This is a genomic window from Rhodoferax mekongensis (assembly GCF_032191775.1).
Taxonomy (GTDB): Bacteria; Pseudomonadota; Gammaproteobacteria; order Burkholderiales; family Burkholderiaceae_C; genus Allorhodoferax; species Allorhodoferax mekongensis.
Window position 1 is genome coordinate 337,126 of record NZ_CP132507.1, and the last position, 20,851, is coordinate 357,976.

19 protein-coding genes and 1 pseudogene are annotated in these 20,851 nt (G+C 61.7%); 9 read left to right on the forward strand and 11 right to left on the reverse strand.

Annotated elements, in window-relative coordinates; all coding sequences use genetic code 11:
• Positions 1-14 precede the first annotated feature (14 nt).
• A complete protein-coding gene (locus RAN89_RS01650) occupies positions 15-1,034 on the reverse strand; it encodes a Bug family tripartite tricarboxylate transporter substrate binding protein (protein ID WP_428984471.1) in 1,020 nt (339 codons plus the stop codon).
• A 93-nt stretch (positions 1,035-1,127) separates the two neighbouring features.
• On the opposite strand from RAN89_RS01650, the gene RAN89_RS01655 reads away from it, so the two are divergent.
• A complete protein-coding gene (locus RAN89_RS01655; protein WP_313867939.1) occupies positions 1,128-1,874 on the forward strand; it encodes an SDR family oxidoreductase in 747 nt (248 codons plus the stop codon).
• A gap of 13 nt (positions 1,875-1,887) precedes the next feature.
• Here RAN89_RS01655 and RAN89_RS01660 read toward each other — a convergent pair whose 3' ends face one another.
• Positions 1,888-2,793 carry an amidohydrolase family protein gene (locus RAN89_RS01660; protein ID WP_313867940.1) on the reverse strand — a complete coding sequence of 302 codons (906 nt, stop codon included), beginning with the start codon at positions 2,791-2,793 and terminating at the stop codon, positions 1,888-1,890.
• A gap of 119 nt (positions 2,794-2,912) precedes the next feature.
• Here RAN89_RS01660 and RAN89_RS01665 point away from each other — a divergent pair, with 119 nt between their 5' ends.
• Positions 2,913-3,548 (forward strand): MarC family protein, encoded by a 636-nt coding sequence (locus RAN89_RS01665; protein ID WP_313867941.1) that lies wholly within the window; start codon positions 2,913-2,915, stop codon positions 3,546-3,548.
• A gap of 17 nt (positions 3,549-3,565) precedes the next feature.
• Here RAN89_RS01665 and RAN89_RS01670 read toward each other — a convergent pair whose 3' ends face one another.
• Genes RAN89_RS01670 through RAN89_RS01690 form a run of 5 tightly spaced genes read right to left on the reverse strand, consistent with a single transcriptional unit; the run spans position 3,566 to position 7,931 of the window.
• Complete coding sequence (locus RAN89_RS01670; protein WP_313867942.1) at positions 3,566-4,216, reverse strand: LON peptidase substrate-binding domain-containing protein; 651 nt, start codon at positions 4,214-4,216, stop codon at positions 3,566-3,568.
• Between the two features lie 15 nt (positions 4,217-4,231).
• On the reverse strand, positions 4,232-4,897 hold the full coding sequence (locus tag RAN89_RS01675) for an ABC-type transport auxiliary lipoprotein family protein (RefSeq protein ID WP_313867943.1): 666 nt from the start codon (positions 4,895-4,897) through the stop codon (positions 4,232-4,234).
• A gap of 56 nt (positions 4,898-4,953) precedes the next feature.
• Positions 4,954-5,961 (reverse strand): MlaD family protein, encoded by a 1,008-nt coding sequence (locus tag RAN89_RS01680; RefSeq protein ID WP_313867944.1) that lies wholly within the window; start codon positions 5,959-5,961, stop codon positions 4,954-4,956.
• Between the two features lie 12 nt (positions 5,962-5,973).
• Positions 5,974-6,771, reverse strand: a complete 798-nt coding sequence (locus RAN89_RS01685) for an ABC transporter ATP-binding protein (RefSeq protein ID WP_313867945.1) — start codon at positions 6,769-6,771, stop codon at positions 5,974-5,976.
• Positions 6,768-7,931 carry an MlaE family ABC transporter permease gene (locus RAN89_RS01690; RefSeq protein ID WP_313867946.1) on the reverse strand — a complete coding sequence of 388 codons (1,164 nt, stop codon included), beginning with the start codon at positions 7,929-7,931 and terminating at the stop codon, positions 6,768-6,770. Before RAN89_RS01690 ends, RAN89_RS01685 begins: the two co-directional genes overlap by 4 nt.
• A gap of 62 nt (positions 7,932-7,993) precedes the next feature.
• On the opposite strand from RAN89_RS01690, the gene RAN89_RS01695 reads away from it, so the two are divergent.
• The 4 genes from RAN89_RS01695 to RAN89_RS01710 all read left to right on the forward strand — a co-directional run bounded on the left by RAN89_RS01695 (position 7,994) and on the right by RAN89_RS01710 (position 12,842).
• Positions 7,994-8,779 carry an enoyl-CoA hydratase/isomerase family protein gene (locus RAN89_RS01695; protein WP_313867947.1) on the forward strand — a complete coding sequence of 262 codons (786 nt, stop codon included), beginning with the start codon at positions 7,994-7,996 and terminating at the stop codon, positions 8,777-8,779.
• Between the two features lie 5 nt (positions 8,780-8,784).
• Positions 8,785-10,050, forward strand: coding sequence for a putative Na+/H+ antiporter (locus RAN89_RS01700; protein ID WP_313867948.1), 1,266 nt, complete (start codon positions 8,785-8,787; stop codon positions 10,048-10,050).
• Positions 10,047-11,786 (forward strand): GMC family oxidoreductase, encoded by a 1,740-nt coding sequence (locus RAN89_RS01705; protein WP_313867949.1) that lies wholly within the window; start codon positions 10,047-10,049, stop codon positions 11,784-11,786. Before RAN89_RS01700 ends, RAN89_RS01705 begins: the two co-directional genes overlap by 4 nt.
• 291 nt (positions 11,787-12,077) lie before the next feature.
• Positions 12,078-12,842: a sulfite exporter TauE/SafE family protein gene (locus RAN89_RS01710; protein WP_313867950.1), complete on the forward strand. Its 765-nt coding sequence runs from the start codon at positions 12,078-12,080 to the stop codon at positions 12,840-12,842.
• Here the strand turns inward: RAN89_RS01710 and mrdA are convergent.
• The 4 genes and pseudogenes from mrdA to RAN89_RS01730 form a co-directional block, all read right to left on the reverse strand.
• Positions 12,839-14,785: a penicillin-binding protein 2 gene (mrdA, locus tag RAN89_RS01715; RefSeq protein WP_313867951.1), complete on the reverse strand. Its 1,947-nt coding sequence runs from the start codon at positions 14,783-14,785 to the stop codon at positions 12,839-12,841. The two genes, RAN89_RS01710 and mrdA, sit on opposite strands and share 4 nt — an antisense overlap.
• A 12-nt stretch (positions 14,786-14,797) precedes the next feature.
• The gene (gene mreD / locus RAN89_RS01720) at positions 14,798-15,328 is read right to left on the reverse strand and encodes a rod shape-determining protein MreD (RefSeq protein ID WP_313867952.1); all 531 of its coding nucleotides are present in this window, start codon (positions 15,326-15,328) and stop codon (positions 14,798-14,800) included.
• Positions 15,325-16,247, reverse strand: a pseudogene (mreC, locus tag RAN89_RS01725) (rod shape-determining protein MreC). Before mreC ends, mreD begins: the two are co-directional and overlap by 4 nt.
• A 32-nt stretch (positions 16,248-16,279) precedes the next feature.
• Positions 16,280-17,323 carry a rod shape-determining protein gene (locus RAN89_RS01730; RefSeq protein ID WP_313867953.1) on the reverse strand — a complete coding sequence of 348 codons (1,044 nt, stop codon included), beginning with the start codon at positions 17,321-17,323 and terminating at the stop codon, positions 16,280-16,282.
• Positions 17,324-17,524: 201 nt separating this feature from the next.
• Between RAN89_RS01730 and gatC the strand changes: the two genes are divergently transcribed.
• Genes gatC through gatB form a run of 3 tightly spaced genes read left to right on the forward strand, consistent with a single transcriptional unit; the run spans position 17,525 to position 20,849 of the window.
• Positions 17,525-17,824 carry an Asp-tRNA(Asn)/Glu-tRNA(Gln) amidotransferase subunit GatC gene (gene gatC, locus RAN89_RS01735; protein WP_313867954.1) on the forward strand — a complete coding sequence of 100 codons (300 nt, stop codon included), beginning with the start codon at positions 17,525-17,527 and terminating at the stop codon, positions 17,822-17,824.
• A gap of 14 nt (positions 17,825-17,838) precedes the next feature.
• On the forward strand, positions 17,839-19,356 hold the full coding sequence (gene gatA / locus RAN89_RS01740; RefSeq protein ID WP_313867955.1) for an Asp-tRNA(Asn)/Glu-tRNA(Gln) amidotransferase subunit GatA: 1,518 nt from the start codon (positions 17,839-17,841) through the stop codon (positions 19,354-19,356).
• Positions 19,357-19,358: 2 nt separating this feature from the next.
• Entirely contained in the window at positions 19,359-20,849 is a 1,491-nt protein-coding gene (gene gatB / locus RAN89_RS01745) for an Asp-tRNA(Asn)/Glu-tRNA(Gln) amidotransferase subunit GatB (RefSeq protein ID WP_313867956.1), read from the forward strand.
• Positions 20,850-20,851 lie beyond the last annotated feature (2 nt).

Below are 20,851 nucleotides of genomic sequence, written 5' to 3' on the forward strand. Positions count from 1 at the left end.
TACGAGACATCAATTTACTGGGCCTGAAAACCGCTGGCCTTGATCATCTTGGCCCAAACGTCGGTATACGCCTGCTCGCGCTTGGCGAGCTGCTGCTGATTCATAAAGCCCACGGTCAGGCCCATGGAGGTGAGGTGCTGTTTGACATCCGGCTGTGCAATGACTTTGGCCAAGGCATCCGACAACTTGTCCAGCGTGGCCTTTGGCGTGCCGGCCGGCGCAAACAGGCCGTAGTACGGCATGTCTTCCAGACCGGCCAGGCCCAGCTCACTGAAGGTCGGTACATCTGGCAGGATGGCTTGGCGGCTACCGCCCAGCACGGCCACGATGCGGATCTTGCCGGCCTTGTGGTTCTCGATGAAGTCCGGCACCGAGCCCACACCCGCTGCAATCTGGTTGCCCAGCATGTCGGCCATCATGGGGGCGCTGCCACGGTAAGGGGCGGCCACCAGATCCAGCTTGTATTTCTCGCCCAGTACCTTCACCAGGAATTCCGGTGTCGAGGCCGGTGCCGGCACGCCCAGCGTGCCTTTGCCGCCTTGGGTGCGCACCCAGGCCAAGTACTCGGCGGTGGTCTTGGCAGGCGTACCCCCGGAGACAGCGAGCGCATTCACAAAAGTGGCGAAACCAGCCACAGGCACAAAGTCCTTGGCAGGCTCGAATCCGGGATTTTTGACGACCTGCGGCAGGATGGAGATGGTGTGGTCGTGGCTCAGAAAAAGGGTGTTGCCGTCCGGTGCTGCGGCCTTGAGGGCTTGGGCTGCAATCTGACCGCCGGCTCCGGCTTTGTTCTCCACCACCACGGCCACGCCCAGCTGGTCTTTGAGTTTGTCGGCCAGGGTGCGGGCAATCGCGTCAGTACCGCCGCCTGCCGGAAAACCCACCAGGATACGCACCGGCCCGGTTTGGGCATGGGCCGCGCCGGCACACGCAAGCGCCATCCATGCAGCCGCTGTTGCGACTGAAGCAGTGCGAACGCTGTGGGAAAAGGCGCTGCGCGCGCCTGCCACTGCCTGAGTCAACCAAGTTGTCATAAAGCTCTCCGAATTCAAAGGGGAATGCCGCATCCGTGCGGCCGCAATTTGCGAGCGTAAGCCAAAACCGGGCCACACCGGTACCATGGACGCATGCAACCCATTGTTCTCATCACCGGCGGTTCCCGTGGCATTGGCGCCGCCACCGCCCTGGCTGCCGCAGAGGCCGGCTACGCCGTCGCCGTGAATTACGCGAGCAACTCCCTCGCTGCCGATGAGGTGGTCAGGCACATCCGCCAGCAAGGTGGCAATGCCATGACCGTGCAAGCGGATGTGGCTGATGAAGCCCAAGTACTGGCCATGTTTGCCAAAGTGGACGCCAAGCTTGGCCGCATCAGCGCGCTGGTGAACAGTGCGGGCGTGGTGGACCAGGCCTGCCGGGTAGCCGACATGACACTACCGCGCCTGCGCCGCATGTTGGACACGAACGTGCTGGGCAGCATGCTGTGCGCCCGCGAAGCGGTGCGCCGCATGAGCACCCGCTACGGCGGAGAAGGTGGCAGCATCGTCAATCTCTCCAGCGTTGCGGCCACGCTGGGCTCGCCCGGGCAGTATGTGGACTACGCCGCCAGCAAGGGGGCGATTGACAGCTTCACCGTGGGCCTGGCCCGGGAAGTGGCGGGTGAAGGGGTGCGGGTGAATGCGGTGCGCCCGGGCATTATCGACACCGACATCCACGCCTCCGGCGGGCAGCCGGACCGCGCCCAGCGCTTGGCGCCGCAGGTGCCCATGCAGCGCCCCGGCCGTGCCGAAGAGGTGGCAGCCAGCATCCTCTGGCTGATGAGCGCGCAGGCCAGCTACACCACCGGCGCGCTGATCGACGTGGCAGGCGGGCGCTAAAGCCTGCGTCGCCTCAAGGGCGCGGGGCGGGCTCTGCCGGCAGGCCGAACAAGCCCGCCGCATTGCCCCATGCCACTTGGCGCGCCACCACCGGGGGCAAGTCCCCCAACCAGCTGCGGTACTCCTGCATCAAAGCCTCGTAGTACTGCCAGCGCTGGTTGACCCAGGTGTCTGAACCGATCACAAAGCGGCCCGGAAAGTCCAGCAACAGAGATCGCCACTCGGGGCACAGCACCGGAGCTCCCCCGGCAGAGCAGGTCAGCCCCGGCCGGTAAGACAGCTCGCCCATCAAGCCCGGGTATTGGCGCAATAGCGCACGCACCCGCTCTACCGGCACTCCACCTATGCCGGTGTGGGCCCAAACAAGCCGGCTGCGGGCACCGGCCGATGGCGTGGCACGCAGCAAGCCGTCAATGGCGACATCGTCCACATGCGCAAGCACCACCAGCCCCTCGCGCTCGGCGCGGGCCATGAGCTGCACCGCCACCGGGCCGGCAGCATGGGCGCTGTTGTACAGATGGAATTCACCCAGTCCCCGGTAGGGCCCGGCTGCGGTGCCACGGCGGAGTTCGGTATCCACCATGGTGGCAATGCTCGGGTCGCGGAACCAGTTGTCGTAATCCGCCCGGTCGCGGTACAGGCGCACCAGGGGCACCACCGTGACGCCAGCAGCGCGAGTCTGGGCGCCGGCATCTGCCAGCGTGCGGGTGCCGTCATTCGGGCGGGAGTTGGCCAGCACGGCACGCACGCCACTGCGTTGCATGCGGCCCAGCACGTCGTCCACAGGGTGCGCCTGCTGGGCCTCCACGTTGTAGTGCAAGTGCGCATCAAAAATGGGCCCAGCATAGTCTGCCGCGTAAGCAGCTGACGCGGCCCACCAGCCTGCAACTGCCAGCCATGTCCCAACCCGCTGTGTCATGGTGTTTGCTCCAGTGAGAGTTTCAAGCTGCTTTGTAGCGGTTTTTACGGAGGCGCGCACTGCCAAGGTGCATTACCATGCGCGCTCTGCCGCACCGGCAGCCTCAACCGGACCCTGCTATGGATCTCAAACCTCTGGTGACCTTGCTGGCCATCGTGAACCCTTTGGCCATCGTGCCGTTTTTCATCCACTACACCCAGGGCTTTTCCGGCGCGCAGCGGCGCAACACCATCTGGGTATCGTCCTTCAGTGCTTTTGTGGTGATTGCGGTCAGCGCCCTGCTGGGTCTGCAGATTCTGGAATTCTTCGGCATCTCGCTGGCCAGCTTCCAGGTGGGCGGCGGCATGCTGCTGCTGACCAGTGCGCTCAACATGCTGAACGCCCAACCCGCCGAAGCCAAGACCAGCACCCATGAATTGCAGGACGGCGCGGAGAAAGCCGCCATGGGCGCCAGCATTGCCGTGGTGCCCCTGACCATTCCATTGCTGACCGGCCCGGCCACCATGTCCACCGTGGTGATTTATGCCGACAAGGCCAAAACCTTTTTCCAGCTCAGCACCCTGGTGGGCTATGGCGTGATGGTGGCGCTGGCCACCGCCTTGTGCTTTTCACTGGCGCAGCCGATTGCGCGCGTGCTGGGCAAGACCGGCATCAATGTGATGACCCGCTTGATGGGCCTGATCCTCGCAGCCCTCGCGGTGGAAGTGATGAGTGACGGCCTGACCAAACTGTTCCCGGTGCTGAGCGGGCACTAAACCCGTCCGGCCCACACTCAGGCGCCGGCGATGCCGTTGCGGCTCAGGAAATCGCCCACCAGCTCCAGACGCAACAGCGGATTGTCCAGTTGCATCAGCCCCTGGCGCAGTGGTGGCGGGAGCTGCAGCAGCTCACACCAGCGGTTGGCCACCCAGGCGCAGTCGTCAAACCGGTAGGGCGGCTGCACCGGTAGTTGGGCGGCATCCGTGCGCTGCTGCAGGTTGTCCAGCAAAGACTCCAGGGCCTGCGCCACCACTTTCAAGTCGTCGGGGACCGGCATCACTCTGTCCGGTTGCAAGCCTTGCACATCGGCCACCCACAAACCGTGTTTGAGCCGTTCGCGGCGGGTGATGCGAAAGCGCTCTCCGGCCGTGCAACGCACCAGCATGAGCCCGGCCTGCGGGGCCGCAAACTCGGTCACGGTGGCCAGGGTGCCTATGTCGACAAAGTCCTCTTGGGCAAACCCCTCGCCAGCCGGCTCTGCCCGGCGCACTTCGTCACCCTGAAGCAATGAGACCACACCGAAAGGCGCACCGGTTTTGTGGCAGCGACCGATCAGGTCAAGGTAGCGGACTTCAAAAATCTGCAGCTGCAGGCTCCCGCCCGGAAACAGCACCGTGTTCAGGGGAAACAGCGGCAGGGACTGCAGGGTCAGCAACTCGGGCATACAGCGGCCCGGTGCTCAGAGTTTGGCCGGCAAAGCGGCCTGGGTTTGCTGCACCCACTGGTCCAGCTGCTCTACGGCCTGGGCCGCTGCTGCGGCCAAGGCACGCACGCCACCCGCGGCATCCGGGCTTGCGGCGGGGCTCTTCACCAGCACCACACGCTGGGCGACCAGCGCCTCGCCTCCGGGGGCCGACTGGGAGAGCGTGGCGCGCAAGCGCAGCAAGCCGCTGCTGGCTTGGGGGGAGTCAAAAATCTGGCTGAACTCTTCGAGCTCCAAGCGCAGAACCAAGGCGCCCGCCGGCGACTGGACACCTTCATGGGCATTCAACACGGCGCGCTGCCCGCTCAAGGCGGCACGCAGTTGCTGGCGCAGCAATTGGGCCGGCGGCATGCTCCAGCGGGCCTGGGCATACGGCTGCAGCACGTGGGCATCGCTGTAATTCAGCCGGTATAGCACCGAGGTGTTGTCCAGTGCTTGCGGCGCTTGCACCTCTGCCAGCACCAGGGGCGGTAGCGGTGCCATGCGGTTGGCGGGCGCCAACGCTTGCGCACCGGGACCGAAGTCATAGACGAGCGCCGTACCGGCGCGCGGTGCGGCACACCCCGCAAGCACACCCGCCGCCATCAAGCCCAACAAGGCCTTGGCGCCCGTGGAATATGCGCGAGCAGCTCCTGATTTCATAGCAAATCTCAACATTCGTGATTCCATATGCGCGGGGGCGTGAGGGACGGTGCAGCTCATGGGGCAGTCGCCGCAGCAGGTGGTGCCACAAAGCCCCGTTCACCGGGGCCCGGCGCCGTGCTGCTGCGACCCCACAGCACGCTTTGCGGATTGTCGCCCAGCGTTTCTGCTGCGCGGCCCACCTGGCGCACGGTGCGGCCCGTGTCTTCTACTGTGCGGTTCAAGCGTGGCAGCAACTGGCTCTGCACTTGCCGGCTGGTGGTGGCCAGCGCCTCGGTGCTTTGTGCAATTTTGTCCAAGGTGCCGCCCGGCTCATTCAGACGGCGGTTGGTCCGCCGGAACTCGTCGGCAGAGTTGCGCACCGCTTCTGCGCTGGTGCTTAAACGCTCAGCTGTGGATTGCATGCTTTTCAAGGTGACGTCGGCCTGCTGCACCATACGGGGCAGGTTCACCGCGTCCGGGGCACCCTCGGCACCCAAAACAGCACCGGCACGCTGCGTCAAAGCACTGATATTGGCGGCCGCCTGGCTCAGGTTGCCGATGGCCCCCATGAGCTGCTTCTGGTTGTCGGTGGCCAACAAGCTGTTCATGCGGATGCTGGCTTGCTCCAGTTGGGTGAGCAGGTTTCCACCTTGCTCTGACAGGCGGGACACCATGCTGGGCCGCATGGGGATGCGGGGCACCGCATCGCCTTGCGCCACCAAGGCCGCGCTGCCCTCTTCCTTGTCATCCAACTGGATAAACGCCAGGCCGGTCACGCCCTGAAAGCCCAATGCCGCAAAGGTGCTTTGGGTGATGGGTGCCGTCTCATTGACGGCAATGCGCAGCAGCACATTGCCGCGTTGCACCGGGTCCAGCGCGATCTCGATCACCCGGCCCACCAGCACGCCTTTGTAGCGCACAGCTGCCTGAGGCTGAAGGCCAGTCACCCCTTCGGGACTGGAGATTTCGAACACGCGTTGCTCGGTGGTGTCGCGGGTCAGCCAGACGGCCAGTGCTGTCATCAAGGCCAACAGCACCAAAACGAAGGCGCCGGCAGCAAAAGCGTGGGATTTGTTTTCCATACGTCGTTCTATCTAACCTGCATTGGCAGCGGAATGCAAGAGCACTTGCGCACGGTGACCCCGACCGCCGCGGAAAAAGTCCTGCACAAAGGGGTGGTCAAACGCTACCACCACATCGGGTGAGGCATCCACCACCACATGCTTGTCGGCCACTACCGCGATACGGGTGCTCAACTCAAAGATGGTATCGAGGTCGTGTGTCACCATGACCACGGTCAAACCCAACTCTTGATGTAGGCTTTTCAGCAGCGCGCAAAAGCCATCCGCACTGTCAGGGTCCAGACCTGCAGTGGGTTCGTCCAACAAAATCAAGGGCGGGTCCATGGCCAAGGCGCGGGCCAAAGCCACCCGCTTGATCATGCCGCCTGACAAGTCCGCCGGCATTTTGTGGGCGTGTTTGGCATCCAGCCCCACCATCTGTAGCTTGACCATGGCCACATCGCGCACCAGCGCAGGCGGCAAAGTGCCCAGCTCACGCAGAGGGAAAGCAATGTTTTCCAATACGGTGAAGGCAGAGAACAAAGCCCCATGCTGGAACAACATGCCCACCCGGCTGGATGCACCGGCCCGGCCCAGCTCAGCAGCCGGACGGCCTTGCACGGTGACCGTGCCCCGCGCGGGCGTCTCAAGGCCCAGCATCTGGCGCAGCAACACTGTTTTGCCACCGCCTGAGCCACCCACGATGGACAACATTTCACCGGGGGCTACCATGAGATCCAGGTCCTGATGAATGACCGTAGACACACCCGCCGTCTTGAACACCGACCAGAGCTTTTCAATCCGGACCATGGGCTCCAATGCGTCGCTCATAGGCCCACCGATTTGAAAATCACCGCAAACAGCGCGTCCACCAGAATCACCATGGTGATGGAACTCACCACCGAAGCCGTGGTGCCCTCGCCCAGGCTTTGGGTGTCGGGCTTGACACGCAAACCGTGGTGACAGGCCAGCAGGGAAATCAACACCCCGAACACACAGGACTTGACCAGGGACAGCCAGAGGTTGGAAATTTCCACCGTCTTGGGCAAGGCAGTAAAGAAATAAGCCGGGGTGAGTCCCATGGACAAGTCAGAAGCCAGCATGCCACCCAACAGGGCCGCCATCGTGGTCCAGACCGCCACTAGAGGCATGGCAATGGCCATTGCCAACGTACGGGGCATGACGAGGCGGAAACCCTTGGGTATGCCCATGACGCGCATGGCGTCCAGCTCTTCCGTCACCCGCATGACGCCGATCTGCGCAGTAATGGCGGAACCCGATCGCCCCGCCACCAGAATGGCAGCCAGCACCGGACCCAACTCGCGGATCAGCGACATGCCCAGAATATTGACGATGAAGCTGTCGGCCCCGTATTGGCGCAGCTGCTTGGACATCAGATAGGCCAGCACCACACCGATCAAAAAGCCCACCAGGGCGGTGATAGGCAAAGCGGTAGCACCTATGCGGTACAAGTGCCCCGACACATCGCGCCATGGCCCTTGAAGGGGGTGTCGCAGCAGCTGCAGCACATCCAGCATCAACTGCCCGATCAGGCGCACCATGCCACCGAGGTGACTCTCCACGCGGGCCAGCTTGCGCCCGAGCGAAACCAACAGGGCATGCCAGTCGAGACGCTCAACGGGTGGGGTCGGTACCGTGAATTTGGCGACCCGGTCCAACAGCGCCTTTTGCAGCGGCTCGGCCTGGAGCTTGGCCGGCCATTGGCGGCCCCATGCATTCCACAGCACCTGGGCACCAGTGTGGTCGATCCGCTGGGCCTCACGCAGGTCCCATGCTACTGCGCTCCCCCCATGACCCGGTACGCCGTGGAGTGCCTTCTCCAGGGGCTGCCAGACGTGCTTCGCAGAGAGCGCATCGGCCGTCCAGCGGCCACGCAGGATCACCCGGGGACCCTCGGGGTCTTGGGCGAGCTGAAGTCCGGGCTGGGTATCCTCCACGAGGCTGCAATAGAGAGTGACTAAGGTGCGCATGGTACCTGCTCACCATGGCAGTCAGGAAACCACGCAAAATACCGGCAGGAGACCGACAGAACATGCAAGAACAAGACCCCATTTCCGACGAGCTGGCCATTGAGCAACGCACAGGCGTGTTGTGGCTCACCATCCAGCGCGAAGAGCGCCGCAACGCCATGAGCCATGGCGTCATTGCCGGAATGGCACAGGCCATACGCGCAGCCCAGCAGCAGCGGGATATTCGAGCCATCGTCATTACCGGCGCAGGACCCAAGGCCTTTTGCTCGGGGGCGGATTTGCAAGCCTCCAAAGTGTTCACAGGGAACTTCTCTGAACCCCACGCCCACTTGGCGCAGCTGCTGCGTGCTGCGCGGGCCAGCCACATTCCCCTGATTGCACGGGTCAACGGCTTTTGCCTGGCCGGTGGCATGGGCCTGCTGTCCATGTGTGACATGGCGGTGGCGTCCACGCATGCGACCTTCGGGTTACCGGAGGTGAAGGTCGGGGTATTTCCCGCGCAGGTGCTGACGGTGCTGCAGCACTTGATTCCACGCCGGGTATTGACCGAGATGTGCATTACCGGTGAGCCCATCACCAGCGCACAAGCCCTGAGATATGGGCTGGTCAACCATGTGGCGGATGATGTGGACCAGAAGCTGCAATGGCTGCTGGAACGCTTGCTGGACAAGTCGCCGGCCGCCATCCGCCGCGGGCTTTACACCATGAAGTCCGTAGAGACCATGGCGTTCGAAGAGTCCATGGCCTTTACGGAAAGCCAGATTGCGCTTTTCACGCTGACCGAAGACGCTCAGGAGGGCCAGAAAGCCTTTCAGGAAAAGCGCAAACCCGTTTGGACGGGTCAATGATCACCATGACTGACGCCCCTTCCCTGTTGAATATCGTCGGTGCCGTGCTCTTTGGCATAGCGCTGGTGCACACCTTCTGTGCCAAATTTTTTGAATCGCTCGCGCACCGCCATCCCGCCCATGCAGGTCTTTGGCATTTGCTGGGGGAAGTCGAAGTGGTGTTCGGCTTCTGGGCGTTCGTGCTGGTGGCAGCCATGGCCTTGATAGCGGGAAGCAAAGAAGCCATTGATTACGCCGAGTCGCGACAGTACACCGAGCCGCTGTTTGTATGCGTGGTCATGGTGGTGGCCGCATCCCGGCCGGTGTTGGAAGCGGTGCGCTCCCTGTTGGCCGGCATCAGCCACCTAGTACCTTTGCCTGCGCCGCTGGTACTGGCATGGCTGGGCTTGGCAGTGGTGCCGCTGCTGGGCTCGCTGATTACGGAGCCCGCAGCCATGACCCTGGCAGCCCTGATGCTGGCACCCCAGATCTTCCGGCCGGACATGCCGGAGCGCCTCAAGTACGCCGCTTTGGGCGTGTTGTTTGTGAATGTCTCTATCGGCGGCACACTCACTTCTTATGCCGCACCACCCGTCTTGATGGTCGCTGCCACCTGGAACTGGGACACGGCCTTCATGGCCAGCCAATTCGGATGGAAAGCTGCGCTGGCAGTCATCATCAACGCCAGCGCAGTGACATGGGTTCTGCGCAAACACCTGCCCTCCGGCGGGACAGCGGACACGGCTTCTGCAACGGAGTCGGTGCCCTGGATCGTAAGTCTGGTGCACCTGGCGTTTTTGGCAGGTGTCGTCGTGCTGGCCCACCACCCTGTGCTGTTCCTGGGCCTGTTCCTGTTCTTCCTTGGCTACACCCAGGCCTATACCCGGTTCCAGAGTCCGCTGATCCTCAAAGAGGGCCTGCTGGTCGGCTTCTTTCTCGCCGGTCTCGTCGTTCTCGGCGGCATGCAGCAGTGGTGGCTGCAGCCCATCGTGTCCAGCCTCGCACCCACTGAACTTTTCTTCGGTGCTCTGGTTTTGACTGCGGTCACCGACAACGCCGCGCTCACCTACCTGGGTTCGCTGATTCAGGGCATCACGCCTGCTGCGCAGTACATGCTGGTGGCCGGCGCGGTGGCGGGTGGTGGACTCACCGTCATCGCAAATGCGCCCAACCCGGCCGGCGCGGCCTTGCTGCGTCAGGGCTTTGAAGACCAATCGATTGGCGCGGGCGGCTTGCTGCTTGGCGCCTTGCTCCCCACCGCAGTGGCTGCGGCCTGCTTCCTGATGCTATGAACAACGACACCACTTTCGACTACATCATCATCGGCGCGGGTACGGCAGGTTGCCTGCTGGCGAACCGGCTGAGCGCCAATGCATCCAAGCGCGTGCTCCTGATCGAGGCAGGGCGCAAAGATGATTACCACTGGATTCACATCCCGGTGGGCTACCTGTACTGCATCGGCAACCCGCGCACTGACTGGCTGTTCCAGACTGCTGCCGAAGCCGGCCTGAACGGGCGCAGCCTGCGCTACCCGCGCGGAAAAACGCTGGGCGGCTGCAGCAGCATCAACGGCATGATTTACATGCGCGGCCAGGCCCGCGACTACGACCGTTGGGCCCAGCTCACCGGCGATGCCAGCTGGACTTGGGAAAACAGCTTGCCCTATTTCAAGCTCCATGAAGACCACTACAAGGGCGCCAACGCACTGCACGGCGCCAAGGGAACAGCCTCCCCGCTGATCCAGCACAACAGCACCGATTACGGCAAGGTGCTTCGCCACCACCAGGCGGGTGGCGAATGGCGGGTGGAAAAACAACGCCTGCGCTGGGACGTGCTGGATGCATTCGCCCAAGCCGCCACAGAGGCCGGGGTACCGGCCACCGACGACTTCAACCGCGGCAGCAACGAAGGCGTGGGTTACTTCGAGGTGAACCAGCGCGACGGTTGGCGCTGGAACACTGCCAAAGCATTTTTGCGCCCCATGTGCTACGCCCGACCTAACTTCGAGTTGTGGACCAGCGCCCAAGTGGCCAAATTGGTGGTGGAGTCGAACGGCGGAAACAGCCCGCTTGACGCGCCTTTGCGCTGCACCGGTGTCCAAGTGTGGGACGGCACAGAGATGATTACTGCCACGGCTCGCCGCGAGGTCTTGCTCTGTGCGGGCGCGGTAGGTTCCCCACAGATCCTGCAACTCTCCGGCATCGGCCCGGGGGCTCTTCTGCAAGAGCATGGCGTTCCAGTCGTGCAGGACACGCCCGGTGTGGGCGCGAATTTGCAAGACCACCTGCAAATTCGCGCCGTCTTCAAGGTCAAAAACACCACGACCCTGAACACCCAGGCCAACAGCCTGTGGGGCAAAGCCAAAATCGGGTTGGAATATGCGCTCAAGCGCAGTGGCCCCATGAGCATGGCGCCCAGCCAGCTCGGCGCCTTTACCCGCAGCAGCCCGGACCAGGCGTACCCCAACATCCAGTACCACGTGCAACCCTTGAGCCTGGAAGCATTCGGCGAGCCCCTGCACCGCTTCAACGCGTTCACCACGAGCGTGTGCAACCTGAACCCGACCAGCCGTGGCGCCGTCAGCATCCAGTCCAAGGACTTTCGGAGTGCCCCGAAAATTGCCCCCAACTACCTGAGCACCGACGAAGACCGCAAGGTGGCCGCAGACTCCCTGCGCATCACACGCCGCATCGTCGCGCAACCCGCCTTGCGGAAGTACCAACCGGAAGAATACAAGCCGGGTGTGCAGTTCCAGTCGGATGCTGAGCTGGCCCAGCTGGCAGGCGACATTGCCACCACGATCTTCCACCCGGTGGGCACTACCAAGATGGGACGGGTCGAAGGTCCGGACCACGACCCCATGGCGGTGGTGGACAGCCGCCTCAAAGTGCGGGGCGTGGCCGGCCTGCGGGTGGTCGATGCGGGCGTCATGCCGCTCATTACCAGCGGCAACACCAACTCCCCCACCTTGATGATTGCGGAGAAGGCCGCGCAATGGATTGCCGAAGATGCCGAGCTGCGCCAATGAAGGGTTTCTCCTGATGCCGGACTCCAACAAGGGCGGATACAGTTCGTGCCAACGCTGAATCGAACAGCAACTGCGAGGCCCACAAGGCCGGACTTGAAACGACGCCGAGGAGACGGCTAAGAACACCACCAATAACTCTGCACATAACGATGCAGCTTCACAAAAGCACCGGCGCCCCCGGTGCTTTTTTATTTCCAGAGCCAAATCCTTTGCTGGCGCTCGCCAGATATGCGCGACCAGCTCCTGATTTCATAGCAGAGAGCTCCAGTAGGTAGATGCGACAATCCTTGCATGGAATTGCTCATTGCCTCGCTCGCCTCCGGACTGGCCGGATTCATTGATTCGATTGTGGGCGGGGGCGGTTTGATCCTGACGCCAGCCTTGTTCGCCCTTTTTCCTACTGCCCATCCGGCGACCCTGTTCGGCACCAACAAAGGTGCCGCAGTGGCAGGAACCGCATTCGCCGCTGTGCGCTACAACCGTCAGGTGCGTCTGCCTTGGCACGCTTTGTTACCCGCCACGCTGGTGTGCTTTGCAGCTGCACTGTCGGGCGCATGGCTGGTGACCCAGATTTCCCCCCAGTACCTGCGCAAAGCGCTGCCCTTCATTCTGGTACTGGTACTGGGTTACACCTTGGCGAAAAAAGAGCTCGGCCGGCACCACCTGCCACAGTTCAGTGGCCGCAAGGAAGTGCTGATGGCATGCGCCATCGGGGGCAGCATCGGCTTTTACGACGGGTTTTTCGGCCCTGGCACCGGCAGCTTTTTTGTGTTTCTGTTGGTCCGGGTGCTGGGTTACGACTTTTTGCATGCCTCGGCCGGCGCCAAGCTGCTCAACACAGCCTCCAATTCCGCCGCCCTGGTCCTGTTTACCTTCACCGGGCACGTCTGGTGGCACTATGTGCTTGTCATGGCAGTCGCCAACATCTTGGGTAGCTTCGCCGGAACCCACCTGGCCCTCAAGCACGGCACGGGCTTTGTACGTTCGGTATTCATCGCCGTGGTGTCGGCGCTGATTCTCAAGACAGCGTATGACGCTTTTCTGCGAGGCCTCTAGCGCGGAGGTGGCCAAGGCAGTTCGGCAGCCACACGTGGCTTGCCGATGGGCGCAGTGGCTTTGCCTTGGCTGACTGCGGCCATGTCTTCCTCGCTGGGGTACTGGCCGAGCAACCAATAGTCAAACGTGCGCCGCGCAATGGGCGCCGCCGATGCAGCACCAAAACCCGCATTCTCCACAATCACTGCCAGAGCAATCTTGGGGTCATCGGCGGGCGCGAATGCGATGTACAGCGAATGGTCTCGCTGGTGCTCCTCCATGGTGGAGGCGTTGTACTTCTGGTTTTTGCCCAGGCTCACCGCCTGTGCCGTTCCGGTCTTGCCTCCACTCACATAACCTGCACCGGCGAACACGCGGGTTCCGGTGCCGCCCTGGGTCACTCCGACCATGGCATCTTTGACGACCTTGAGGTTCTCCGGCTTGTAGGCCAGATCAATCGGCGGCTCAGGCGCTACCGGCGTGCGCACCCGCGTGGTGGCGTCCTGGGTGGCGATAACCAATTGAGGTTTGTGTTTGACACCATTGTTCGCCAGCGTTGACACGGCCTGCGCGATCTGCAACATCGTGAAGCTGTTGTAGCCTTGACCAATACCCAGGGAAATGGTTTCACCGGCGTACCATTTTTGCTGCTCCGGGCGTTTGTAGTACTTGCGCTTCCACTCTTGGCTGGGGAGCACACCGCGCACTTCGCCATTGATGTCAATGCCGGTGATCTGGCCGAAACCCAGTGGCGCCATGAAATCGTGCATGGTGTCTACGCCCAGCTCATTGGCCAGCGAGTAGAAATACACGTTGCTCGACTCCACAATGGCGCGGCGCATGTCCATGATGCCGCCGCGTTCGTTTTCCGGGCTGCCGAAGCGGTTGCCACCGAACATGTAAAAGCCCGGATCGTTGATCAGTGTCTGTGGTGTGCGGGTGCCAGTCTCCAGGGCGGCCATCGCCATGAAGGGCTTGTACGTTGAGCCGGGCGGATACGTACCGCGCAAGGCCCGATTGAGCAGCGGCTTGTCAATGGACTCATTGAGCATCTGCCAGTTTTCCTGGTCGATACCCTCCACGAACAGGTTGGAGTCAAACGTGGGCTTGCTCACAAATGCCAACACCTCGCCGGTCTTCGGGTCCATGGCCACCAGAGCGCCACGGCGGGAACCGAACATGTCCTCGATCAGCTTTTGCAGCTTGATGTCGATGGACAGCACCACCACGTTGCCGGGGGTGGACGGGTTACTGGCGAGCTTTCGCACAGCCCTCCCGCCCGCGGAAGTTTCAATGCGTTCCACACCGGTAATACCGTGCAGCACCGACTCAAAACTTTGCTCCACCCCCAGTTTGCCGATGTATTCGGTACCACGGTAGTTGGCCTGGTCCTCGCTGTCATCGATCTTTTCTTTTTCCGCGCGGTTGATACGACCGATGTAACCGATCACGTGACTCGCAAGATCCCCGTATGGGTAGTTTCGGAACAGCCGGGCCTTGATCTCCACGCCGGGAAAGCGAAAGCGTTGGGCTGCAAAGCGCGCAACCTCGGTGTCTGTCAAACGGGTGCGAATCGGCAGGGATTCAAAGCTCTTGGACTCTTCCATCAGCTTTTTGAACCGCCGGCGGTCGCGGGGCGTGATATCCACCACCTTGGAGAGTTCGTCCAGGGTCTCTTCCACACCACCGCTTTTGGAGGGTGTGATTTCAAGGGTGTAAGCGGAGTAGTTGGTGGCCAACACCACGCCGTTGCGGTCCACGATCAGGCCCCGGTTGGGCACGATAGGCACAATGGAGGTACGGTTGCTTTCGGCTTGGGCGCGCAAGTCTTCGTGCCGGAAGATCTGCAGATACACCAAACGTGCAAACAACAGAAAGAAGCACACCAGCACCAGCACGCTGACCACGAACACCCGGGTCCGGAAGCGCGCCAGATCCGCCTGGACGTTGCGTAACTCGGTCATGCAGCCTGCGCCTTACAACGGGCGGTTTTCATCGGGGTCCGGAGCGCGGCGCTGTGGCGCCAAGAGCACCACGCTGGCCACAGGCCATAGAGCGGCCTCCAACACCGGCGCCAACAGCAATGACCAGCCGGGGAAAGCACCTCCGCCGGACATTCGCAACAGCAACTCCAAAGCGTGCGCAGCCACAAACAAAGGCAATACCTGCGCAGATTGAGAAGGCACGGTAAACCACAACAAACGGCGATGCACCGTGATCGCCAAAAAGCTGAGCACCGTGTAGGACATGGCGTGTTGACCGAGCAATGCGCCCTGGTGCACATCCATCAGCAAACCGAAAAAGAACGCAGCGACGATACCAATGCGCAAGGGTTGATGGACCGTCCAGAAAACCAAAACGAGGGCCAGCATGTCCGGCGTCCACGCGGCACGGCCCCACAAACCCATGTTCAACAACATGTTCAGCAAGAGCGCAGCCAGCAAACTGCCCCAGATGAACAGCGGCCTAGCCGGCAGCAACAATTGTTGACCCGGACGCATGATCATGGTCGCGCCCCCCTTGATTTGGCGGCAGGCACCGGCGCTTCTGGCACGGGACGCGCAGGCACCTTGTCTCCCAGAGGATCCAATACGATCACGTGTTCAGCCCCCGATACCAGACCTAGCGGGACACAGTAAATGCGGGCGAACACGGCATCCACCTTGCGCTCCACTTTTTCCACACGGGCTACCGGCAGGCCCGGGGGGTACACACCGTCCACACCGCTGGTGGTCAACAGGTCGCCCACGGCCACGTCTGCATTGGCCGCCATGTAGCGCAGCTCCAAAGCATCGGCATGGGTCGATGTGTCGCCAAAGGCGACGCCCCGCGCGCCCGTGCGGACGTTCAGCACCGGAATAGCATGGTCACGGTCCGTGATCAGGGTCACTTCACTCACGAGGGGATACACATTGGTGATCTGTCCAATCACACCGGCCTCATCCAGCACCGGAGAGCCGACCACGACGCGGTGCATCAAGCCCTTGTCAATGATCACCTTGCGGGTGTAAGGGTCCGCAGCGTCATAGATGACCTGTGCAGCGCGGAAATCGGTGGACAGGCGTTGCGACAGGTCCAGCAATTTGCGCAGTCGTTGGTTTTCCAATTCCAGCTGCTCGACCTGGTTGGCCCGCTGCGACTGAATGCTGAGTTTGCGGCGAGCTTCCTCCTGCGCGGTCTCTGCGGTGGCGAGGGTGGACAAATAATTGCCCATGCGACCCGCCAATTCCACGGGCTGCAAAGCCAACCACTGCACCGGATACAGCACTGCGGCCAATGCAACGCGCAAGGGCTGCATGACTTTGAAACGCGCGTCGGCCACCATCAAGAGCAGTGCCAAGGCACTACAGACGGCCAGCTTGGACAGGGCCGAAGGGCCCTGACGGAAGAAGGGGGAGGATCTCTGTCCAGCGTACCGAGTGGCATCGCTGCGTCCGGCGTTCAGTGACTCGAAGCGTTTATTCGCTGGTGAAAATGGAGCCCAAACATTCCATCTGCTCCAGTGCAATGCCGCAACCACGCACCACGCAGGTCAGCGGGTCTTCAGCGACCAACACCGGCAAACCGGTTTCCTCGGCCAACAAACGGTCCAGGTCGCGCAACAAGGCGCCACCACCGGTCAGCATCATGCCGCGATCGGCAATGTCGGCACCCAATTCAGGCGGGGTTTGTTCCAGGGCGTTCTTGACAGCGGACACGATGTTGTTCAACGGGTCCGTCAGTGCTTCCAGGATTTCGTTGGAGGAGATGGTGAAGCTGCGTGGCACACCTTCCGACAGGTTGCGACCGCGGACTTCCATTTCCTTGACTTCAGAACCGGGAAACGCAGAGCCGATTTGCTTCTTGATGGCTTCCGCAGTGGGCTCACCGATCAGCATGCCGTAGTTGCGGCGGATGTAGTTGATGATGGCTTCGTCAAACTTGTCGCCGCCGACACGGACCGAGCCCTTGTAGACCATGCCGCCCAGGGAGATCACGCCCACTTCGGTCGTACCACCACCGATGTCTACCACCATGGAGCCACTGGCTTCAGCCACTGGCAAACCGGCACCGATGGCTGCTGCCATGGGTTCTTCAATCAGGTACACGTCGCTGGCGCCTGCGCCGAGCGCGGATTCACGGATAGCCCGACGTTCCACTTGGGTGGAGCCGCAAGGCACGCAAATGATGATACGGGGGCTGGGCTTGAACACGCCGCGGGGGTGCACCATCTTGATGAACTGCTTGAGCATCTGCTCCGTCACCGTGAAGTCGGCAATCACGCCGTCTTTCATCGGGCGGATCGCCTCGATGTTGCCGGGCACTTTGCCCAACATGGCCTTGGCTTCGCGGCCTACGGCCTGGATGGTTTTCTTGCCTTGGGGGCCGCCTTCGTGGCGGATGGCGACGACGGAGGGTTCGTCAAGAACAATACCCTTGTCACGCACAAAAATCAGGGTGTTGGCGGTACCGAGGTCAATCGCCAGGTCAGTAGAAAAATACTGACGGAAAGCTCCAAACATTACATATCCTCTCAGGCACACAGCACGCTTCGGCGCTGCATCACCGGTTTTAACAATTTGAAATCGTAAGCTTGACGTCAAAGTCCGGGGTTTTCCGGTCTCTCGGCCAAAGGCAGGATAATAACCCATCGCCTGTGAATAACTCTCAGGGGAAACCGTGGTTTCACACGAATTACCCTTGGTTTCAACTCTTCTACACCCATGTCACTGACATCTTCCGACATCGCCCGCATTGCCAACTTGGCGCGCCTTGAATTGCAGCCCGATGAAAGTGAGCGCATGCTCACACAATTGAATGGTTTTTTTGGGATTGTCGAGGCCATGCGGGCTGTGGACACCACGGGTGTTCAACCCCTGGCACACCCGGTAGCCGCCATCCAGGACATCACGTTGCGCCTGCGGGACGACGCCGTCTCCGAGCCAGACAACCGTGAAGCCAATCAACGCAGTGCCCCTGCCGTCGAGCGGGGCCTGTTCCTGGTCCCCAAGGTCATTGAGTAAAGCCACGTAAAGTTATGACGACTCCTCTCTCCACCCGCGCGCCGCACGACCTGAGTGTTCAGGAACTGGTGCAAGCGATTGCGGACAAACAAGTTTCGGCCACTGAGTTGGCCCAGCACTTTCTCGACCGCAGCCAAGCACACGCCAACCTTGCGGCGTTCGTGGACCTCAACGCAGAAACCACCCTGGCGCAGGCGAAGGCCGCCGACGCGCGCATTGCTGCCGGAACCGCTGGTGCGCTGGAAGGCCTGCCATTGGCCCACAAAGACATCTTTGTGACCCGCGACTTCGCCACCACCGCCGGCTCCCGCATGCTCAAGGGCTACCGCTCACCGTTTGATGCCACCGTGGTGAGCAAACTGGCAGAAGCAGGTGCGGTGACCCTGGGCAAAGTGAACTGCGACGAGTTCGCCATGGGTTCTAGCAACGAAAACACGGCGGTTGCGGCAGTGGGCAGCGACACCGTTCAGCCAGTGCGCAACCCGTGGGACACCAAACGTATCCCTGGTGGATCGTCCGGTGGCAGCGCCGCTGTTGTGGCCGCCCGCTTGGCGCCCGCAGCAACGGGCACCGACACTGGCGGCTCCATCCGCCAACCCGCTGCGTTTTGCGGCATCACCGGCATCAAACCCACCTACGGCCGTGCGTCCCGCTACGGCATGGTGGCATTCGCCTCGAGCCTGGATCAGGCAGGTCCCATGGCCCGCAGTGCCGAAGACTGCGCCTTGCTGTTGTCTGCCATGTGCGGACCGGACCCGGACCGTGACTCCACTTCTCTGGACGCGCCCGCTGAGAACTTCACTCGCAAACTCAACGACAGCATCGAAGGCTTGCGCATAGGCGTACCGAAAGAGTTTTTCGGGGAAGGTTTGTCCGACGATGTGCGCAGTGCCGTGGATGCCGCGCTCCAACAGTACGAACAACTCGGTGCCAAGCTGGTGCCTATTGCCTTGCCACGCACTGAGTTGTCTATTCCCGTCTACTACATCATTGCGCCCGCAGAAGCCTCGAGCAACCTGAGCCGCTTTGACGGCGTGAAGTTTGGCCACCGCGCCAGGGACTACGGCGACTTGGCCGACATGTACAAAAAGACCCGCGCTGAAGGTTTTGGCGATGAGGTCAAACGCCGCATCATGATCGGCACGTATGTGCTGAGCCATGGCTATTACGACGCCTATTACCTGCAAGCGCAAAAGATCCGCCGCATGATTGCGGACGATTTCCAGAACGCCTTCAAGGAATGCGATGTGATTGCCGGCCCTGTAGCGCCTACCGTGGCGTGGAAGATCGGCGAAAAATCAGATGACCCGGTCGCCAACTACCTGACCGACATCTTCACGCTGTCCGGCTCACTGGCCGGGCTGCCGGGCATGAGCATCCCCGTCGGCTTTGCCAAGTCTGAAGCGGACAAAGGTCTACCCATCGGCATGCAGTTGTTGGGCAATTACCTCGACGAAGCGCGCCTGCTCAACGCAGCCCACCGCTTCCAGCAAGCCACCGATTACCACCTGGCCAAGCCCGCAGGATTCTGAACATGAGTGAGACTGTGAACACATTCGAAGCACAACAACAAGGCCGCCCCACCGGCCCGCTGGTGCATGGCTACGAGGTCATCATCGGCTTTGAAACCCACGCCCAACTTTCGACCCAGTCGAAGATTTTCTCGCGCGCCAGCACGGCCTTCGGCGCGGAGCCCAACACCCAAGCTTGCAGCGTGGACTTGGCCCTGCCCGGCACCTTGCCCGTGATGAACAAAGGCGCGGTCGAGCGCGCCATCCAGTTCGGCCTGGCCATCAACTCACATATCGCTCCGCGCAGCATCTTTGCACGCAAGAACTACTTCTACCCTGACCTGCCCAAGGGCTACCAGATCAGCCAGTTTGAGATTCCGGTGGTGCAAGGCGGAGCCGTGGAGTTTTTCTTGGGTGACGAAAAGAAAACCGTACGCTTGGTGCGCGCGCACCTGGAAGAAGACGCCGGCAAGTCGCTGCACGAAGACTTCATCGGACAAAGCGGCATCGACCTGAACCGCGCGGGTACGCCCCTGCTGGAAATCGTGACAGAGCCCGACATGCGCTCCAGCGCCGAGGCCGTGGCGTACGCCAAAGAGTTGCACAAAATTGTGACGTGGATCGGCATCTGCGATGGCAACATGCAGGAGGGCTCGTTCCGTTGCGACGCTAACGTGTCGGTGCGCAAACCTGGCCAGCCCCTGGGCACCCGCCGCGAGATCAAGAACCTGAACAGCTTCAAGTTCATGCAGCAAGCCATCGACTTCGAGGTGCGCTGGCAGATCGAACAGATTGAAGACGGCCACGAGATCCAACAAGCCACCGTGCTCTTCAACCCCGACACGGGCGAGACCCGCGCCATGCGCACCAAAGAAGATGCGGCCGACTACCGCTACTTCCCCGACCCCGACCTGCCGCCGCTATGTATTTCAGAGCAGTGGATCGAGACGGTACGTGCGCAAATGGCCGAATTGCCCCGCAATATGGCTGCACGCTTCCAGGCGGACTACGGCCTGAGTGAATACGACTCGACGCAGCTCACGCAAAGCCTGGCATTGGCCACTTACTTTGAAGTTGCGGCCAAAGCCAGCGGGCAGGCCAAACTGGTCAGTAACTGGATCACCGGAGAGCTGGCACGTCGCCTGAATGGACAAGACTTGTCTATTGAGCAATCGCCCGTTGCCGCTGCAACGTTGGCTAAGCTGGTTGGGCGAATTGCCGACAGCACGATTTCCAATAGTGCAGCGAAGCAAGTATTTGATGCCCTGTGGGATGGCAGTGCTGAGGTAGATGCCATCATTGACGCCAAGGGTCTCAAGCAAATGAACGACACTGGCGCGCTGGAGGCCATTGTCAACGACGTGATTGCTGCCAACGCCAAGAACGTCGCCGAGTTCAAGGCGGGGAACGAAAAGGCCTTGAACGGCCTGGTGGGTCAAATCATGAAGGCCAGCAAAGGCAAGGCGAACCCGCAACAAGTCAACGACCTGCTGCGCAGCAAACTCGCCAACTGACG

Bases quoted from the DNA above. Each gene is read 5' to 3' on its own strand.
- RAN89_RS01650 (WP_428984471.1), bottom strand. From the start codon at position 1,034: ATGACAACTTGGTTGACTCAGGCAGTGGCAGGCGCGCGCAGCGCCTTT.
- RAN89_RS01655 (WP_313867939.1), top strand. From the start codon at position 1,128: ATGCAACCCATTGTTCTCATCACCGGCGGTTCCCGTGGCATTGGCGCC.
- RAN89_RS01660 (WP_313867940.1), bottom strand. From the start codon at position 2,793: ATGACACAGCGGGTTGGGACATGGCTGGCAGTTGCAGGCTGGTGGGCC.
- RAN89_RS01665 (WP_313867941.1), top strand. From the start codon at position 2,913: ATGGATCTCAAACCTCTGGTGACCTTGCTGGCCATCGTGAACCCTTTG.
- RAN89_RS01670 (WP_313867942.1), bottom strand. From the start codon at position 4,216: ATGCCCGAGTTGCTGACCCTGCAGTCCCTGCCGCTGTTTCCCCTGAAC.
- RAN89_RS01675 (WP_313867943.1), bottom strand. From the start codon at position 4,897: ATGAAATCAGGAGCTGCTCGCGCATATTCCACGGGCGCCAAGGCCTTG.
- RAN89_RS01680 (WP_313867944.1), bottom strand. From the start codon at position 5,961: ATGGAAAACAAATCCCACGCTTTTGCTGCCGGCGCCTTCGTTTTGGTG.
- RAN89_RS01685 (WP_313867945.1), bottom strand. From the start codon at position 6,771: ATGAGCGACGCATTGGAGCCCATGGTCCGGATTGAAAAGCTCTGGTCG.
- RAN89_RS01690 (WP_313867946.1), bottom strand. From the start codon at position 7,931: ATGCGCACCTTAGTCACTCTCTATTGCAGCCTCGTGGAGGATACCCAG.
- RAN89_RS01695 (WP_313867947.1), top strand. From the start codon at position 7,994: ATGCAAGAACAAGACCCCATTTCCGACGAGCTGGCCATTGAGCAACGC.
- RAN89_RS01700 (WP_313867948.1), top strand. From the start codon at position 8,785: ATGACTGACGCCCCTTCCCTGTTGAATATCGTCGGTGCCGTGCTCTTT.
- RAN89_RS01705 (WP_313867949.1), top strand. From the start codon at position 10,047: ATGAACAACGACACCACTTTCGACTACATCATCATCGGCGCGGGTACG.
- RAN89_RS01710 (WP_313867950.1), top strand. From the start codon at position 12,078: ATGGAATTGCTCATTGCCTCGCTCGCCTCCGGACTGGCCGGATTCATT.
- mrdA (WP_313867951.1), bottom strand. From the start codon at position 14,785: ATGACCGAGTTACGCAACGTCCAGGCGGATCTGGCGCGCTTCCGGACC.
- mreD (WP_313867952.1), bottom strand. From the start codon at position 15,328: ATGATCATGCGTCCGGGTCAACAATTGTTGCTGCCGGCTAGGCCGCTG.
- RAN89_RS01730 (WP_313867953.1), bottom strand. From the start codon at position 17,323: ATGTTTGGAGCTTTCCGTCAGTATTTTTCTACTGACCTGGCGATTGAC.
- gatC (WP_313867954.1), top strand. From the start codon at position 17,525: ATGTCACTGACATCTTCCGACATCGCCCGCATTGCCAACTTGGCGCGC.
- gatA (WP_313867955.1), top strand. From the start codon at position 17,839: ATGACGACTCCTCTCTCCACCCGCGCGCCGCACGACCTGAGTGTTCAG.
- gatB (WP_313867956.1), top strand. From the start codon at position 19,359: ATGAGTGAGACTGTGAACACATTCGAAGCACAACAACAAGGCCGCCCC.